At 62.4% G+C, this 14,766-nt stretch carries 15 protein-coding genes; 8 read left to right on the forward strand and 7 right to left on the reverse strand.

From position 1 onward, the window contains the following. Window positions 1–529 precede the first annotated feature (529 nt). Complete coding sequence (locus MFF13_RS07410; RefSeq protein ID WP_238271669.1) at window positions 530–1,825, forward strand: family 16 glycosylhydrolase; 1,296 nt, start codon at window positions 530–532, stop codon at window positions 1,823–1,825. A 753-nt stretch (window positions 1,826–2,578) separates the two neighbouring features. Here MFF13_RS07410 and ctrA read toward each other — a convergent pair. Then, window positions 2,579–3,280 (reverse strand): response regulator transcription factor CtrA, encoded by a 702-nt coding sequence (ctrA, locus tag MFF13_RS07415; protein WP_238271671.1) that lies wholly within the window; start codon window positions 3,278–3,280, stop codon window positions 2,579–2,581. A gap of 157 nt (window positions 3,281–3,437) precedes the next feature. On the opposite strand from ctrA, the gene MFF13_RS07420 reads away from it, so the two are divergent. Beyond that, window positions 3,438–3,887: a Ros/MucR family transcriptional regulator gene (locus MFF13_RS07420; protein WP_283205814.1), complete on the forward strand. Its 450-nt coding sequence runs from the start codon at window positions 3,438–3,440 to the stop codon at window positions 3,885–3,887. Window positions 3,888–4,229: 342 nt separating this feature from the next. On the opposite strand, the gene MFF13_RS07425 is transcribed toward MFF13_RS07420, so the two are convergent. Beyond that, a complete protein-coding gene (locus MFF13_RS07425; RefSeq protein ID WP_238271673.1) occupies window positions 4,230–5,090 on the reverse strand; it encodes an outer membrane protein in 861 nt (286 codons plus the stop codon). A 370-nt stretch (window positions 5,091–5,460) separates the two neighbouring features. Here MFF13_RS07425 and MFF13_RS07430 point away from each other — a divergent pair, with 370 nt between their 5' ends. Both MFF13_RS07430 and MFF13_RS07435 read left to right on the forward strand, forming a co-directional pair. After that, window positions 5,461–6,840, forward strand: a complete 1,380-nt coding sequence (locus MFF13_RS07430; protein WP_238271675.1) for an HD-GYP domain-containing protein — start codon at window positions 5,461–5,463, stop codon at window positions 6,838–6,840. Between the two features lie 614 nt (window positions 6,841–7,454). Next, window positions 7,455–7,913, forward strand: coding sequence for a hypothetical protein (locus tag MFF13_RS07435; RefSeq protein ID WP_238271677.1), 459 nt, complete (start codon window positions 7,455–7,457; stop codon window positions 7,911–7,913). A gap of 419 nt (window positions 7,914–8,332) precedes the next feature. On the opposite strand, the gene MFF13_RS07440 is transcribed toward MFF13_RS07435, so the two are convergent. The 3 genes from MFF13_RS07440 to MFF13_RS07450 form a co-directional block, all read right to left on the reverse strand. Beyond that, window positions 8,333–8,554, reverse strand: coding sequence for a hypothetical protein (locus MFF13_RS07440; protein WP_238271679.1), 222 nt, complete (start codon window positions 8,552–8,554; stop codon window positions 8,333–8,335). 149 nt (window positions 8,555–8,703) lie between these two features. After that, window positions 8,704–9,681, reverse strand: a complete 978-nt coding sequence (locus MFF13_RS07445) for a site-specific integrase (protein ID WP_238271690.1) — start codon at window positions 9,679–9,681, stop codon at window positions 8,704–8,706. A gap of 51 nt (window positions 9,682–9,732) precedes the next feature. Next, complete coding sequence (locus MFF13_RS07450) at window positions 9,733–10,203, reverse strand: hypothetical protein (protein WP_238271692.1); 471 nt, start codon at window positions 10,201–10,203, stop codon at window positions 9,733–9,735. A gap of 263 nt (window positions 10,204–10,466) precedes the next feature. On the opposite strand from MFF13_RS07450, the gene MFF13_RS07455 reads away from it, so the two are divergent. The 4 genes from MFF13_RS07455 to MFF13_RS26655 all read left to right on the forward strand — a co-directional run bounded on the left by MFF13_RS07455 (window position 10,467) and on the right by MFF13_RS26655 (window position 13,568). Beyond that, entirely contained in the window at window positions 10,467–11,144 is a 678-nt protein-coding gene (locus tag MFF13_RS07455; RefSeq protein ID WP_147764658.1) for a nucleotide-binding protein, read from the forward strand. After that, on the forward strand, window positions 11,137–11,433 hold the full coding sequence (locus tag MFF13_RS07460) for a hypothetical protein (RefSeq protein ID WP_238271693.1): 297 nt from the start codon (window positions 11,137–11,139) through the stop codon (window positions 11,431–11,433). Before MFF13_RS07455 ends, MFF13_RS07460 begins: the two co-directional genes overlap by 8 nt. 222 nt (window positions 11,434–11,655) lie before the next feature. Next, a complete protein-coding gene (locus MFF13_RS07465) occupies window positions 11,656–12,675 on the forward strand; it encodes a helix-turn-helix domain-containing protein (RefSeq protein ID WP_238271695.1) in 1,020 nt (339 codons plus the stop codon). A 644-nt stretch (window positions 12,676–13,319) separates the two neighbouring features. Next, window positions 13,320–13,568 carry a hypothetical protein gene (locus tag MFF13_RS26655; RefSeq protein WP_505744295.1) on the forward strand — a complete coding sequence of 83 codons (249 nt, stop codon included), beginning with the start codon at window positions 13,320–13,322 and terminating at the stop codon, window positions 13,566–13,568. A gap of 13 nt (window positions 13,569–13,581) precedes the next feature. Here MFF13_RS26655 and MFF13_RS07470 read toward each other — a convergent pair whose 3' ends face one another. Next, a complete protein-coding gene (locus MFF13_RS07470) occupies window positions 13,582–13,833 on the reverse strand; it encodes a hypothetical protein (protein ID WP_238271698.1) in 252 nt (83 codons plus the stop codon). A 119-nt stretch (window positions 13,834–13,952) separates the two neighbouring features. Beyond that, window positions 13,953–14,766 (reverse strand): hypothetical protein (locus MFF13_RS07475; RefSeq protein WP_238271700.1); only part of this gene is annotated, 814 nt, incomplete at its 5' end.

Below are 14,766 nucleotides of genomic sequence, written 5' to 3' on the forward strand. Positions count from 1 at the left end.
AATGAGAACCGGCACATCTTGGCAATCGTCTCGCGATTGAGCCTGAATACGCGGGCTGCCTCACGACGAGAGTGGCCGTCGATGAAAACGAACTGCCGAACGGCCGCGTAGACTTCCACGGCAAACATCCTGGGCCCCTCCCGAAAGAGAAGCCTCTCCACTGGCCGGCTTTTACCCCGGCCGCATCAGCACCCCGCCGACGCTCCAGTGGATGGTTTTGTCACCGCCCTACACAGGCTCATCAGACAGCTTCGCGGCACCGCGCGGCTGGGCCACGTCGCAAAGACGGCAGCCCTGAATTCAGAGACCGGCGGCTATCACGCGGTGAGGACCGGATCAGCTTCGTGGAGGGCGTCAAAGCCGGCGACCGTCGGTCATTCGGGAGGATGTTACGGATCGAAAACTTTTCATCGAAAAAGGCGAACGCTACGTACTGCAACCCTGGAACGCGTAATCGAGAATTAAATTCTACCTGGAGTTGTGCAACCATAGCTGAGTTCGTTCAGCTAAGGGACAGGCGACAATCCCCATGGCGATCGATCCGAACAACCTGTCGGCAACCGCCGCTCTGACGTTCTCTGAGGAGTTCGATACCTTCGATACCTGGAACGGCACGACGGGGCTCGACACGGTCGGTGCGGCGCAATGGTCGACGAAGATCCGCGCAACCGGGACGCTGCCCTACAATGATGAGTCGCAATACTACGTGGCGGACGCCGATGGGGCAGTGGGCGCCGCAAACAGCCTGCCGAACCCGTTCCACGTTGCCGACGGCGCGCTGACGATCTCCGCCGCGCCAGCCGACCCGAGCATCCAGGGATCGCTGGAGGGACAGACCTACACGTCCGGGATGATCAACACCTATCACGAGTTCAGCCAGACCTACGGCTATTTCGAAATGCGGGCAGAACTCCCGGCCGGTCATGGCCTATGGCCGGCATTCTGGATGCTGCCGGAGGACGGGAGCTGGCCGCCGGAACTCGACGTGATGGAGATGATCGGCAGCGAACCGAACACGCTGCGCAACACGGTCCACAGCCAGGTCTCGGGCGACTGGAAGGTCGACGATACCCATTACCTGAACGAGGCCAATGTCACCGTGTCCGACATGACGTCGGGCTACCACACCTATGGCGTCGACTGGGACCCCGACACCATCACCTGGTACTACGACGGGCAGCCGACCTTCCAGGCCGCCACGCCTGCCGACTTGAACAAGCCGATGTATATGATCGCCAACCTCGCCGTCGGCGGCGCCTGGGCCGGCGACCCGGACGCATCGACGCCAGTGCCGGCGCAGATGACCATCGATTATATCCGGGCCTATGCGAGCGCGCCGACTGCCTCGGCTCCAACAGACACGTTCCACTTCCGCGACGCGAGCACGGGCGACGACCTTTACACGACGAGCACGAGCGAACGGGACTACATCGCACAGAACCTGCCCTCCTACATCGACGAGGGCGTGGCCTGGATGGCGCCGGCGGCGAGCGCGGACACGATGGACGTGTTCCGCTTCGTCGATACGCGGACGGGCGAGCACTTCTATACGGCGAGCACCGCCGAGCGCGACCACATCGACGCGATGCTGCCTAGCTTCCGTGACGAGGGCGTAGCGTTCCAGGCCTACGCCGATCCGGCGCTGGCCGGGGCCGACGCGCTGACGGTGCAGCGTTTCCTCGACACTGCAACCGGCGAGCATCATTACACCGCGGGCGACGCCGACACCGTGGCCTTCGAGCAGGCTCACGCGGGCGCAAATTGGGTGCACGAAGGGCTGGCCTTCACGGTCCATGCTCCCTTGAGCGGCACTTTGGATTTCTAAAATAGATTTGGCATTCTGGATCTTTGCAGACGCCTGAGCCAGAATGGCACTTGCCCGTGGTTGTGATGCCCCAGGCGCCCATGCTGAGCATATGGGAGACCCCGGCACACCTGCTCAGCCCGATTGTCACGGCGTAATCGAACAGCCTCTCGATACCGTGCGCCCCGGCCACGTCGCCAAGACGGCAGCCCCTAAACTAGAGGCCGGCAGCTCAATGAGGACCAGATTAGGGTCGTGGAGGGTGAGAGGCGGCAGCACTTCGCTACGATCCCAGCTGATCGCTTGGCGGTTGAGTGAGGCTAACTCGTATCACTCTCTAGCAGGCCAGACGTCAGATCCTGCTCAGTCGTATGGCAGCTGATACACTCGCTGCGGTCCCGTAGGTCAGTTCACCTTTTTCATCGACCCTGCGCCCAAGGCGATGAGGTTTACCCTACCAACAACTACGTACTCGTGCAGGGCGGCAGACTGGAACTCCGGTCTTTCTTTGAGCATGATCCACTGCAACCAAAAGTTGCAGAGGAGGATGTCATGATTGTGCTTGCGTTGGCGGCCCTTTTCGGCGGAGTGGCAACAGCTGCTTGGATGGCGGATTACGGCGTCATCGCTGTGATTTTGACGATGCCTCTCGGGGGAAGTCTGGCGGCGTTGGCTGCCACTATCCCGATGGCAGTCCGCAACAAAGCGACGAGGCGGGAAAGAGAAGCGCTTACCCTGCCCGAGCTAATACGTTGAAGTAAAGGGGTAGGCTGCTTAGCTCGCTATAGCTCGCAGCTCGGCTACACCCTCGCGCAGCACGTAGCCGCGGCCCCAGATCGTCTCGATGTAGTTCTTGCCGTCCGATGCGTTGGCGAGTTTCCTGCGCAGCTTGCAAATGAACACATCGATGATCTTCAGCTCGGGCTCGTCCATGCCGCCGTAGATCTGGTTGAGGAACATTTCTTTGGTGATCGTCGTGCCCTTCCGCAGGGCAAGGAGTTCCAGCAGCTGGTACTCCTTGCCAGTGAGCGGAACCCTCTTCCCGCCGATCTCGACGAGCTTCTGATCGAGATTGACGATCATATCGTCGATTGTGATCATCGCTTCAGCATGGCCTTGGGACCGGCGGACGATCGCCTGGATGCGGGCCACGAGTTCATCTCTGTGAAACGGCTTGGTCAGGTAGTCGTCGGCACCGAAGCCGAGGCCTTTCACCTTGTCCTCAATCGTGCTCAAACCCGACAGGATCAGGATCGGCGTCTTGATCTTGGCGACGCGAAGGCTGCGCAGCACCTCGTAGCCGGACATGTCGGGAAGCGTCAGGTCGAGCAGGATGATGTCGTACTCGTAGAGCTTACCAAGATCGATCCCCTCCTCACCGAGGTCGGTGGTGTAGGTCACGAACCGCTCGGATTTGAGCATCAGTTCGATGCTTTGCGCGACCGACGCATCGTCCTCGACCAGCAAAACACGCATCGTCCAACCTCAGAAAATCTAAAGATCTCCTAACGCGAGATCCCTAATAAAGGCTTGACGTTCAATTTCGTTAATCGTTATGCAAGGGGACAAAGAATTTGAAGGTAATAATATGACTGGCGGCGCGATCCTCGTTTCAGGACGAGATAAATTCGAAATGACGGCCGACCTCGTGTCCGCCTTCGTCTCGAACAACAACGTGCCAGTGTCGGAGCTGCCGGCTCTGATCGCCAGCGTGCATGCCGCCCTGGCTGGTCTCGGCAAGGAAGCCCCCGCAGAGCCCGCTGGCCCCGAGAAGCCGACGCCGGCACAGATCCGCAAGTCGGTCACGCCGGACGCGCTGATCAGCTTTGAGGACGGGAAGTCCTACAAGACGCTGCGCCGCCACCTGACGATGCGTGGACTGACCGCTGAGGGCTACCGGGAGAAGTACGGCCTGCCGGCTGATTATCCGATGACATCGGCCTCTTACTCGGCACAGCGGTCCGCTCTCGCCCACTCCCTTGGCCTTGGTCAGATGCGCCGGAAAGCGGTTCCTGAAGCCGTAGAAGCGCCTGAGGCAGCTTCGAAGGCCCGCGGCCGCAAGAAGGTCGCCGAGCCAGCCTGAAGGCCGCTCAGCGACCCGTTCCTGTACATCGCCGTGTCATACACTCTCGGCAAGGCCGCGGACCACGACCTTGCTGAAACTTTAAGCTATGCTTTGTAGCCCGATGTATTGTCCATCGGGCTAATACGGGTATGATGGAGATGGTCCTATTCCATCTGCCAATATACAACTTAAACGCGCCTTCAAAGGGCGCGTTTTTTGTTGTCTTTCAGGGACATGACTGGAGCCGCCGTTACGTAAACGACGAACGCCCCAGGAGGGTTGCTCCTGAGGCGCTTCTTGACCAAGCGGGCGGTCTGATCGGGCTGGGGATGCTCAAGCCAACGGAATGGCTTAGCAGTCCTAGTAGGTACCGAATTTGTAGTTGATGCCGGCGCGGGCGAGGCTGCCCTCGGTCGAGATGCGCGACACGTAGCCGAGGCCCGGTCCACCGGTCGTGCCGACGAACAGGTTGCGGCTGCCGAGGTCGTAGCGGATGTACTCGCCCTTGATCGTCACGGCGCTGGCGCGGAAGAAGTTCAGGAACGACTCCGTCGGCAGCGCGTACTCGATGCCGCCGCCGTAGGCGTAGCCGGTCTCCATGCTGGAGCGGCGGGCGGCGTAGGTGATCGGCGCGCCAGTCTGGAAAGTGACGGCCTGGGTCACGTCGCCGTAGGCGAAGCCGCCGGTGCCGTACACGAACACCCGGTCGAAGGCGTAGCCGATGCGGCCGCGCACGGTGCCGAGGTAGTTCAGCTCGGTGCGGTAGCTGTTGATCAGGACGTTCGGGTTGAAGGCGGTGTTGGTGGTGTTCTGGACCTGGTTGCGGCTCAGGTCGGTGTACTGTGCGTCGGCCTCGACGCCGACGACGATGCCGGAGCCCGGCGTGAACTGAAAGTTGTAGCCGATCTGGCCGCCGCCGCTGAAGCCTTCGGTCGCCATGTTGACGGCTGGACGGCGGAGGTTGCGGTCGACGTTGAGCTGAAGGTTGGCCGGCGCGGTCGGGGTACCGACGGCGCCAAGGTTGTTGATCCCGGTGGTGCGGATCGTATCGTTTTCGGTGAAGGCGTAGCCCGCGTTCACGCCGACATAGAACCCGGTCCAGGTAAACACCGGCACCGGCGTGAACACCGGCGGCGGAGCGCGGCGCGGAAGGTCTGCGGCACCTGCGGCGGCAGCAAGGGTCACCGAAGCGACGGCAGCGAGGGCGACGGACTTCAGCACGGGCGGCATCCGGGGTTGGTGATGAGTATGACCCAACCAGTAGCCTTGGAGTGACTGTCTACGATATGACTTAATAGCAACACTTGGACGAAGACTATGTCTCAACGTCCGAACAACTCTCCGAGTTCGCATATACGTTTCATCGGATAAAACCATCCGTCAGGTGAGCGCTTTTTCGTGGCCATACCGAGCGGTCGAAATTTCACGGATGGAACCCACGCTCTGGGTCCGCTCCTGACTTTTTGCGGACGCTGGAAAAATCTGCCTGGGGCTATTTAGCGAGCAAGAGGCAGCGCAACGCTTTGATCAGGTTCTTCAGGCAGTCTTGCCGCCTATTGAGACCTATAAGGCAAGAGACTGGGCGAGAACGATGCGGATCGTATCAGGCAGCGAAGAGGAAGCCAGGACGATCCAGCTGTCGGAAGTGCTTGGCTCCTTGAGCCACGCCCTCGATCTGACGGAAGGTCAGCCCGTCGGGCATTGCGTGCGCTCGACATGGGTCGGCTTCAACATCGGCCGAGTGATGGGCCTGCCCGATCTGCAGCTCTGGGAACTCTACCACACGGTGATGCTGAAGGACCTCGGGTGCTCCAGCAACGCCGCGCGCATCTGCGAACTCTATCTCTCGGACGATCTCAGCTTCAAGCGTGACTTCAAGACGGTGAGCGACAGCCTGCCGAAGGTACTTGGCTTCGTCTTCTCTCATACCGGTCTCAAGGCCGGCCTCGCCGAACGCTTCCGTGCCGTGCTCAACATCCTACAGAACGGCGGAGCGATCACCGACGACCTGATCCAGACCCGCTGTCAGCGTGGTGCTCAGATCGCCCGTCAGCTTCGTTTCCCCGCCAGCGTCTGCGAGGCCATTCACGCCCTCGATGAGCACTGGAACGGCGGGGGGCGACCGGACCGGATCGCCGGTCCTGCGATCCCGCTCTACGCTCGCGTGGCACTGTTGGCCCAGGTCGTGGACGTGTTCCACACAGCGGCCGGCCCCGCGGCAGCGATCGCCGAGGTACGGGCTCGCTCGGGCACGTGGTTCGATCCTCAGGTCGTTGCCTGCTTCGAGGCGGCCGCATCGGAGCCTAGCTTCTGGGAGACCCTAGCCTCGGATCAAGTTGAGGCCGCGGTGTTCGCTCTGGCGCCGGGCAGCCCGATCGTCGTGGACGAAGACTACCTCGACGATATCGCCCGTGCCTTCGCGCAAATCATCGATGCCAAGAGCCCCTTCACCTCCGGCCATTCGGAGCGGGTTGCGGTCTACGCTGACATGATCGCGGCCGAACTTGGCTACACATGGGACCGCCGCCGCTGGCTCAAGCGAGCTGCACTCCTGCACGATGTCGGCAAACTCGGTGTCTCGAACGCGATCCTCGACAAGAACGGGAAGCTGGACGATGCGGAGTGGCGGGACATGCGCAATCACGCCTCGTTGTCTGAGACCATTCTGGCCCGCGTGCCGGTGTTCCACGAGATGGCCTTGATCGGCGGCGGCCACCACGAACGGCTGGACGGCAAGGGCTACCCGCGCGGGCTGAGTGGCGATGCGATCGCCCCCGAGACCCGCATCGTCTCGGTAGCCGACGTGTTGGATGCCTTGACCGCGGATCGACCCTACCGGGCCGCCATGTCGCTTGAGAAGGCGCTCGGCATTATGCGCGCAGATCTCGGCACATCGTTCGACCCGGTCTGCTTCGCGGCTCTGGAGCGTGCTCTCGCCTCGATCGAGGGCGATCTTGCTCGGGCGGCTTGAGCCCCGCCGCGACACATTGATCCCATGAGCTACCGAACCGGGACCATTGCGGTGGCTTGGCTGTAAGCGACCCCGCCGCGGGGTGATTTGAGTCGCGATGCCAGAACGATGACGGCACGCACCGGCCAGCCGATGGCTGGTGATCCCAAGGTACGGAGGCACACCGAAACGAGGATGGGGCCGATCATGGTCTGAGTTTCCTGGCAGGGAAATAGGTGGGCGGAGACCGCTGGTTAGGTGCCTCCCCTGTTGCTCCTAGAATGCCTCAGGCAACGATACAGGCTGGTAGGAAATTCGATTGCATTTGATACAACCAGCAATTCAACTTATAGATGTATTGTCTTGCGATTGCGCTTGCGAACTTGAGCTATACCGCCTTCGGTCGCCCGACCAAGCTATGAGGTTTCCTATTGTTGGATCGGCCAGCGGATCTTCAGGGATAGGGGGGTGGAGCGCTCCAGCAACAGCGTTAATGAAGCGTTGCCGTTCACGCCTCGTTCCCGTTGTGGAAAACCCGCGAACCGGTCAGTTTGGCCCTTGTAGCGGGGCACAGCATGCACATTCGAGCCGGGGAGCGGCTGCGTCTCACACTGTGGGGCGCGGGGAGCCGCGCTATGGTCAGTCTCAACACCTACGCGGTGACACAGCCCGCGCTGGAGGGGCTCGATCCGACCGAGGACGGCTTCCACCACGACGTCACGTCGTGGCTGCATGACGGCTTCAACACCCTGACGGTCGTGCTGATGGGGCCGCCGGGCGAGGTGCCGTTCCGCATGGTGGTCACGCATGGCGACCAGGGCGAGCACGTGCTTGATGAGGCCGACTTTCTGCCACTGGCAACACCATGGCGGCTCTGGACGCTCCGCATCGAGCGGGTACTGGTGCCGAGCCAGCATCTCTCCGGCCTTGGTCACGCCTACCCGAAGCAGGTAGCCAGCGATCAGATCATGCCGAGTGCTGTCGGCGGCGGCATGTCCCTGCGAGCTGACCAGACCAAGGCACCAGCTTCGTTGGTTAGCATCGCCACACCAGTCCAGCCTTCGAGGATTGCCTCAGCGAGAAACCTCCCTTGAGCGATCGCCTGATCCCCCGAGTTCGCCTCGATCTGAATGCGCTGTGTCTCGATGCGCCCACCACCATCGCGGGGACGACGCAGGATCCAAAGTTCGAACCTAGAGATGGGCACGGCTACGAGCTGTGGCATGACGGCAATTCGTAAAACGATCTGTTTCGCAATGACATAGCCAAACAGGCGGGTTCAGGGCTCTTTTTGAACTTTTAGGGCCTTCTTCTTCGAGAAACGCGCCGAGACAGGATCGCTCGTGGTTCGAGCTGATCTCAGTCCATGTCGGTATGAGGATGTGATCGCGTGCCAATTCCTCAACGTCAGCTCGCTGCATCAATCCGGACAGCCCCGCATATCGCGGATCGTAACGCAATCGCTGCCTTCGTCTTGGATGAGAGCACGGCGGTTTCGCCCTACAATCCGTTCTCACGAACCAGCATCGGTGCGCAGCGCCAGATTTGGACCGGATACCAGCGTGAGTTCTACTTCTCGAACGTCGCCTCGCTTGGCTTGACGTGTTTGCTGAAAGCCTTGCACGCACGTCCAGATGACGAGGCGATTGTTCAAGAGATCCTGCAGGCCGATGGCTGTCGCGCCTACGTGTACCACCATGGCGATGGCTGCCGGATCGTCGGAGCCGTGCTGCATGCCAAGGGGACCGGGACTTTACCGGTGATCAAGGCACTTCGACGCGGCGGCAGGCGGGCCAGGGGGCAGGGATCAGCTCTCCAGCTGGACTTGTTCGCAGTCGGGTAGTGGCCTGAGATTGAAGCTCTTCCTACCTCAGCCAGCGATACTCAAAGAAACCCGCTCCCCGCATGATCCTTGAAGGCGTTCGCCCGCCGGACATACCCGAGCACCGTCCTCGGATCTCGATGGCCTGACACCTCCATGATGCGCGCGAGATCGGCTCCACGCTCGGCCGCCGTCGTCACGAACCCGGCACGTAGGGAATGCCCGCCGAACGCAGCCGGATCGAACCCAGCCGCCCCGGCGTAGCGCTTCACGATGTCTCCGATGCTGCGATCCGTCAGAGCCTCGGCCCGGATGCGCCCCGACCGCGAGATCGGGCGGAACACCGGCCCATCCGTGATGCCGGCCGCTGCGAGCCAGTCCCGCAGCAGCGCCACCGGCCGAACGTGCCGGCCGTGCGGGATCGCCTTCTCAGCCCCCCTGCCCTCCTGATCGGTCTTCGATCGCCGGATCAGCACGCGCAGGCCATCAACATGGTCGGTCAGATCCGATACCAGCAGTGCGGCCAGCTCTGATCGCCGGAAGGCACCCGCGAACCCGAGCCCAAGCAGAGCCCGATCCCGCTTGCCAGCGAGCCCAGGCGGAGCGTGCGAGAGCATGGCCGCCAGCACCTCGGCGGTCGCGGCCGTCTTCTGTCGGATCTGCATGTCCGGCCGGCGCCGGATGCCCTTGATGACCGCATGTACCGTCTCGTGAGCGCCGGGGTCTGGCAGGTCGGCGAGCTTGTGCGCGTAGGCGATGGCCGCGAGCCTTCGGCCGATCGTGGACGAGGCCCGCCCGGCTGCCGCCTCGTGCGAGAGGAACGCAGCCACCGTCTCGGGTGAGGCTGGCAGAGACGAGACGCCGTGGCCGTCGCACCAGGCCGTGAACGCCGCTGCGTCCGATTTGTAGGCGCGCACCGTGGCCTTCGCTTTCGAGGCACGCTGATAGTCCCGCACCAGGGCGAGTGCGTCGGCCGGCAGGTTGCTGCCATGGCTGGGGAGAACCGCGACGGATAGCGTCGGGGTTTCAGAACTCGGCATCACATCCCTTTCCGGCCCCGAGGGCCGTTGCGATCCCCTCGTATGTTCGAGCTATGGCCGGAAGCCGTCGAAGTGCGCTCCCGGCGCCGGGCGGCCGTGCTTCAGGACGAAGACCATTCGTTCAGTCGGCGCAGCGGAGGCTTCTGGATCGAATGCGCCTCCGGTCCATTCGAGGAGTTCCCGCCGGGCGAGGTTCCTGACCGTGCCGAGCCGGATACCTGTTGCCCGAGAGCCGGCCTCCGAGACTACGTCGTAGGACGCGCCCTTCGTGCGGCGAAGGCTCGCCGGTCCGTTGGACAGCAGGATCAGCAAGCGCCGCTGCGCATCCGAGATGCTGTGCCAGGTCGAGCGGGCGCCCGTGATGCCTAGATCGCTCTCCCGCAGCCTTTGGTCGAACTCGGCGAGGAGATCCGGTCGCCCGGCCTCGCGGACCATGTCGCGAACGCGCTCAGTCTGTTCCTGGCACTTGCGGTCAAGCCGCTGCATCAGGCGCTCCTGCTCGGCGAAGTTCTCCGCGCCCATCTTGCCCGTCCTCCCGCTCGCACGCCCCGACATAGCCGAGGCTTCAATTTCTCACGTCGCTTACGACCGTGCCTGTCTCAAACTTCCGAGAATATCTGTTATCGGAAGCTACCTTCCTTCGGTTCCGTTGGCAAGTGCGCTAAACGGTAAACCTACACCTAAACGCACACGGCATACCTAAACGGGTTACCTAGAGGTCAAGCTAAACGGTATCTTTGGACCTTAGACCTACACCGTTTAGGAAGCGCGCCGGAGGTGAGTCGATGCGGGTTGTCACGATCTTGGGTTTGAAGGGCGGGAGCACGAAATCCACGCTCACGGCGCACCTCGCTGTGGCTGCTCACCACGCTGGTATTCTGAGCGCGATCGTGGACACCGATCCTCAGGCCACGCTCCGGATGTGGTCCACGCGGAGGCAAACAGACGGACCACCCGTTCGGCCTGAAACGACGCCAGACTTTCTTGAGCCCACATTGCGCGAGTTCGAGAAGCAGGGAGCCGAGTTGGTCCTGATCGATACGGCCGGCAAAGCCGAGATCATGGGCAAGCGAGCGGCTGAGTTGTCCGACCTCGTGCTGATCCCATCGCGCACATCATTGGCCGACATGGATGCCGTGCCGACCTCACACACGATGGCCAAGGGCCTGGGCAAGCCGAATTTCGTCATCTTCACCGATGTGGATGTGAGCGGTGCGAAGAAGGACGTGAAGGAGGCCGCGGCGGGCTTCGTCTCTCGCGGTATCCCGACCGGTCGCGAGCATGGTGCGCCCTTCATCTGTCACCGCAAGGGCTACAAGTCTTGCTTGATCGACGGCAGCACGATCCAGGAGATCGAGCCGAACGGAAAAGGGGCTGAGGAGATCGACGCTCTTTTCCGATGGGTGGCAAAGCAGGTGGGCATCAAGGTGAAACGCAAGCGGACGGAGAAGCAGAATGGCTAAGCGGCCGAGCCTGTCCGCTTCGTTCGTGGTTGGAGAACAGCCAATCCTGGACCCTACACCTCAACCTAAATCTACACTTCAAGCTCAAGGTTTAGGTACACCTATACCTAAAGCGCGTGACCATCGTGAGAACCGACAGGCGTTCACGGTGTGGCTGGACCGGGATCTCATCGCAAAGGTGCGCGGTCTCTCCCGCGAGCTGGTCGCTGAGCATGGTCGGGCTGGCAATTCTATCGAAGCCCTGGTCACAGAAGCCATGCAAGAAATCCTTGCGAAGCATCGCCGTTAGAAGGCTTTCAGGCCGCTTTCAGGCGTAAGCTAGCCGGGGGCGTTTCGCCGGTTGAGCCACACGGTGAGAGAGGGGTGAGCAGCTGCCGCCTAGGCCTCACTTGGTCGATAGGCCATCGCTTGGCGCACCCTGGTCCGCACACTGGCATTTGGCTTGCCCTGCCAAGGGACGCATGCCTAACGTCCTTCATTGATTGGGTCGGATGGCGAAGGATTTGGCCCGTTGGATGCGGACGACACGACGGCTGAAGCGGGCCTTCCGCACTTCTTCCTGACGACCTCAGGCTTGCCCCCCGGAGAGGCCTTCGAGCGATGGCGGAGTCTCTGTGCGCCGATGTACGAGGTCAGTCCGACCACGCGAGCCGCGCCCCTGCCTTTCGGGAGCAACATCGCCTACCCGATCGATGACCTCGTTTGTCATCGCACGCGGCTCTCGACCCAGCGGCTCCAGCGGGACAGCCGCCGTGTCGACGCTGGTCCTGACCACTACATGGTCCAGATCTATCGGTCCGGCCGCTTCCAGGGCACTGTCGGCGGTAAATCGCTTTCGGCCTCTCGGGGTACGGTAACCCTCATCGGGCGCCGTCACCTGCTCGATGGCATACTCGACCGAGCCGATGGGATCGGCATCGCCGTACCCTGTGCCCGCCTCCATGGGTTACCCTTCGAGGAGCACGATCTGCTCTTCGATGCGGCCCGCAACCGGCTACTAGCCGCGCGCATTCTAGACATTTACCGCCGATTGCCGACCACACGCGCCGACAAGGCTCCAGCTCTCGCCGATGAGTTCGTCTCCTTCCTGCGCCGCCTGCTTGAACCCTCGCAGGCGTCTGACGTGCTGGAAGGCTGCGAACTCCACGGTGGGCTGAGCGCGCTGGCCGGGACGATCGTGCAGGAGAACCTGTCGCGGCCCGATCTATCGCCTGAGTTCATCGCCGGGCAGATGCAGGTCTCGCGGGCCACACTCTACCGGCTGTTCGAGCCGGAGGGGGGCGTGATGCATTTCGTGCAAGGCGAGCGCCTGAAGGCGGTACGCGACGCCCTTGCAGACCCAATGGAGACGCGCACCCTAGGCCGGTTGGCCGAGGTCTTCGCCTTCAGCAGCCTCTCGCAGCTCAGCCGTAGTTTCCGCAACCGCTACGGCGTCCCACCCCAAGCCTGGCGTACCGAGCGTCGAGTGGCCCAGCGGATCGATGGTCAGGGGACGTTACAGAACGTCTGGGCATGGCTGCGCGAGACGTGACGCTTCGGTTCGGCTCCGCGAGCTTGGTGGACTGAACATCTGGCAGTTCAAGCTGACGGGTCCGGCCGCACCAGAGTGCTTGTGTGCCGGGTGGATGGCGCTCGATCGATTGATCCGAAGGCCCGTCGAGGTGGCTTCTCGGCTGGTTCGTGAGACGTACAGCCAAACCTTTCGTGCGCTAGCAGGGTGTAATCCCCCTGCAGCCTCATGTCAGAACAGAAGCAACTCAATACAGGCGATCAAGCTCACGGGCCTCATCGCCCTCATCGGCGGGGCCATGGTCGCCGCCCAGCGCAGTTTGAGACCCGGCAGGATGATGACGTTTCAGCTCCGCATCACGTCTGTTTCGACCGGTTCATCGGGGCGCTGGACCGATTGCGTATCGATCACTTCGGGGTCAGTCGCCGAGGCCATTGAACGGTCGGTGACAATGGTGGCCGCAACTTTATCTGACGGTCATGGCGAAGCCACTCTCCATGACCTTGTCGGGCGCTTGCTCTGGATGACTGAACCCCAAAAATTTGTAAGCAGCTTCCACGCACAAACAAGCTTAGTAGGAACCGATATTGTTGATCAGCAATAATATCTAGGCATCGGCTATTATCAAGAACTATTTGTTTTGCATTATACGGTCAGATATGATGATGCCAGACCCCACACCATGTGAAGTGAAGGTTGGCGGGCGGTGGCTCGCAGTCAGCCTTGCGGACGCGCATGGGAAATACGCCATGGCCGTGAAGCGGTGCCCGGCTTGCCACGGGCCCGTTACCGTTACGGGAAACTACACTGCTGTCTTTTCGCTGACGCTGATGCATCGTCGGACGTACGTGGGCTGCCCCCTCTCGAAGACATACTGCGGAACACCGTCCCTGCACCCGCTCGCGCTCAGTTAGCCTCCCGGGATCGCTACTGCCCGCCTTCCGCACCGACCATCCGAACGGTTGCACCAAGCCGGCCCCGATCGAGCCCCTTGGAGACGTAGCGCTCATCCGCCTGGACGATGCGCACCGGCATCGGGGCACGTCCCAGGAACGCCAGATCGCCCCGCACAGCGCGTTCAAGCTCAGATCTCACCGCGCTATCCGCCAAGACGGCAAGGCCGCCCACGGTCGCTACCGCGAGGACGCTGCGGGTGAGGATCGAGGTGAGGGTGAGCATGGGGGCACCTGAGAGATGCCGGATAGTAGCCGAAGGGCTCTGCGGAGGCTGCTACACCCACGCCACAGCCAGTACAAAAAGCGAACAAACCAACCAGATGGTGAGGCTGTCCGATCCAATCAGATGACGGGCGCCGAGAACAGCGCGCCGTACATCGCGGCATGGCCGACGTAGTAGAGCGTGAGGAAGCCGGTGAGCGCCACCGCGTAGTAGGCCGGAGCCAGCGCCACGTCGCGGCGGCGGACGGCGATGCGGGCGTCGTCGGCGGCGATGGCGACCAGGACCACGATGATCCCGGAATGGCCGATGGCGTCGACCTTGCCGAACTCGAACACCGCGGAGACGAAGATCGCGGCCAGGATGATCGCCGCGGTCCGGCGCACCAGGGGCGTCCAGATCAGGGCGAAGGCCAGGGTGAACTCGACCACGCCAGCGGCCTTCATGAACAGCTCGGGCGAGGCGCCGAAGGTCATCCCGGGCTTGGCGGCCAAGAGCGGCGCGGTCCATTCCGGGTAGGCCCACTTCTCGACCGAGGCCCACATCAGGGTCACGGCGGCGGCGGCGCGGACCACGTCGAGGGGGCGGATGCCGTAGAGGGTGCGGTTCAGGCCGGTGAGGATCAGGTAGGCGGCGACGCCGAGGAACACCGGATAGTCGGCCAAGTGGAACGCGCCGTAGCACCAGGTGGCGTAGCCGAACAGGACGACGATGCCGGCGCCGGCCAGCGGCAGGGTACGGTGCCAGATCAGGCAGGTGGCGAGCGCCAGCTGGAACCACGGGATCCAGGCCGCGTCGGTCTTGAGCTCGGGGGTGAGGATGATGCCGCCCATCGTCCAGAGCGAGACGAAGAAGAAGCCCAGCGTCGCCCGCACCAGCAACCCGGTGTCGGCCCGCACCCGCGTGGTGACCCGGTCGAGCGCGTTCAGGAGTGCC

The sequence above is a fragment of the Methylobacterium cerastii genome (assembly GCF_022179125.1).
GTDB lineage: Bacteria > Pseudomonadota > Alphaproteobacteria > Rhizobiales > Beijerinckiaceae > Methylobacterium > Methylobacterium cerastii.

Coding starts and splice junctions, on each gene's coding strand:
- MFF13_RS07420 (WP_283205814.1), top strand. CDS start 3,438: ATGACGGCCGACCTCGTGTCCGCCTTCGTCTCGAACAACAACGTGCCA.
- MFF13_RS07440 (WP_238271679.1), bottom strand. CDS start 8,554: ATGCAGCACGGCTCCGACGATCCGGCAGCCATCGCCATGGTGGTACAC.
- MFF13_RS07455 (WP_147764658.1), top strand. CDS start 10,467: ATGCGGGTTGTCACGATCTTGGGTTTGAAGGGCGGGAGCACGAAATCC.
- MFF13_RS07460 (WP_238271693.1), top strand. CDS start 11,137: ATGGCTAAGCGGCCGAGCCTGTCCGCTTCGTTCGTGGTTGGAGAACAG.
- ctrA (WP_238271671.1), bottom strand. CDS start 3,280: ATGCGTGTTTTGCTGGTCGAGGACGATGCGTCGGTCGCGCAAAGCATC.
- MFF13_RS07435 (WP_238271677.1), top strand. CDS start 7,455: ATGGTCAGTCTCAACACCTACGCGGTGACACAGCCCGCGCTGGAGGGG.
- MFF13_RS07430 (WP_238271675.1), top strand. CDS start 5,461: ATGCGGATCGTATCAGGCAGCGAAGAGGAAGCCAGGACGATCCAGCTG.
- MFF13_RS26655 (WP_505744295.1), top strand. CDS start 13,320: ATGCCAGACCCCACACCATGTGAAGTGAAGGTTGGCGGGCGGTGGCTC.
- MFF13_RS07450 (WP_238271692.1), bottom strand. CDS start 10,203: ATGGGCGCGGAGAACTTCGCCGAGCAGGAGCGCCTGATGCAGCGGCTT.
- MFF13_RS07470 (WP_238271698.1), bottom strand. CDS start 13,833: ATGCTCACCCTCACCTCGATCCTCACCCGCAGCGTCCTCGCGGTAGCG.
- MFF13_RS07445 (WP_238271690.1), bottom strand. CDS start 9,681: ATGCCGAGTTCTGAAACCCCGACGCTATCCGTCGCGGTTCTCCCCAGC.
- MFF13_RS07410 (WP_238271669.1), top strand. CDS start 530: ATGGCGATCGATCCGAACAACCTGTCGGCAACCGCCGCTCTGACGTTC.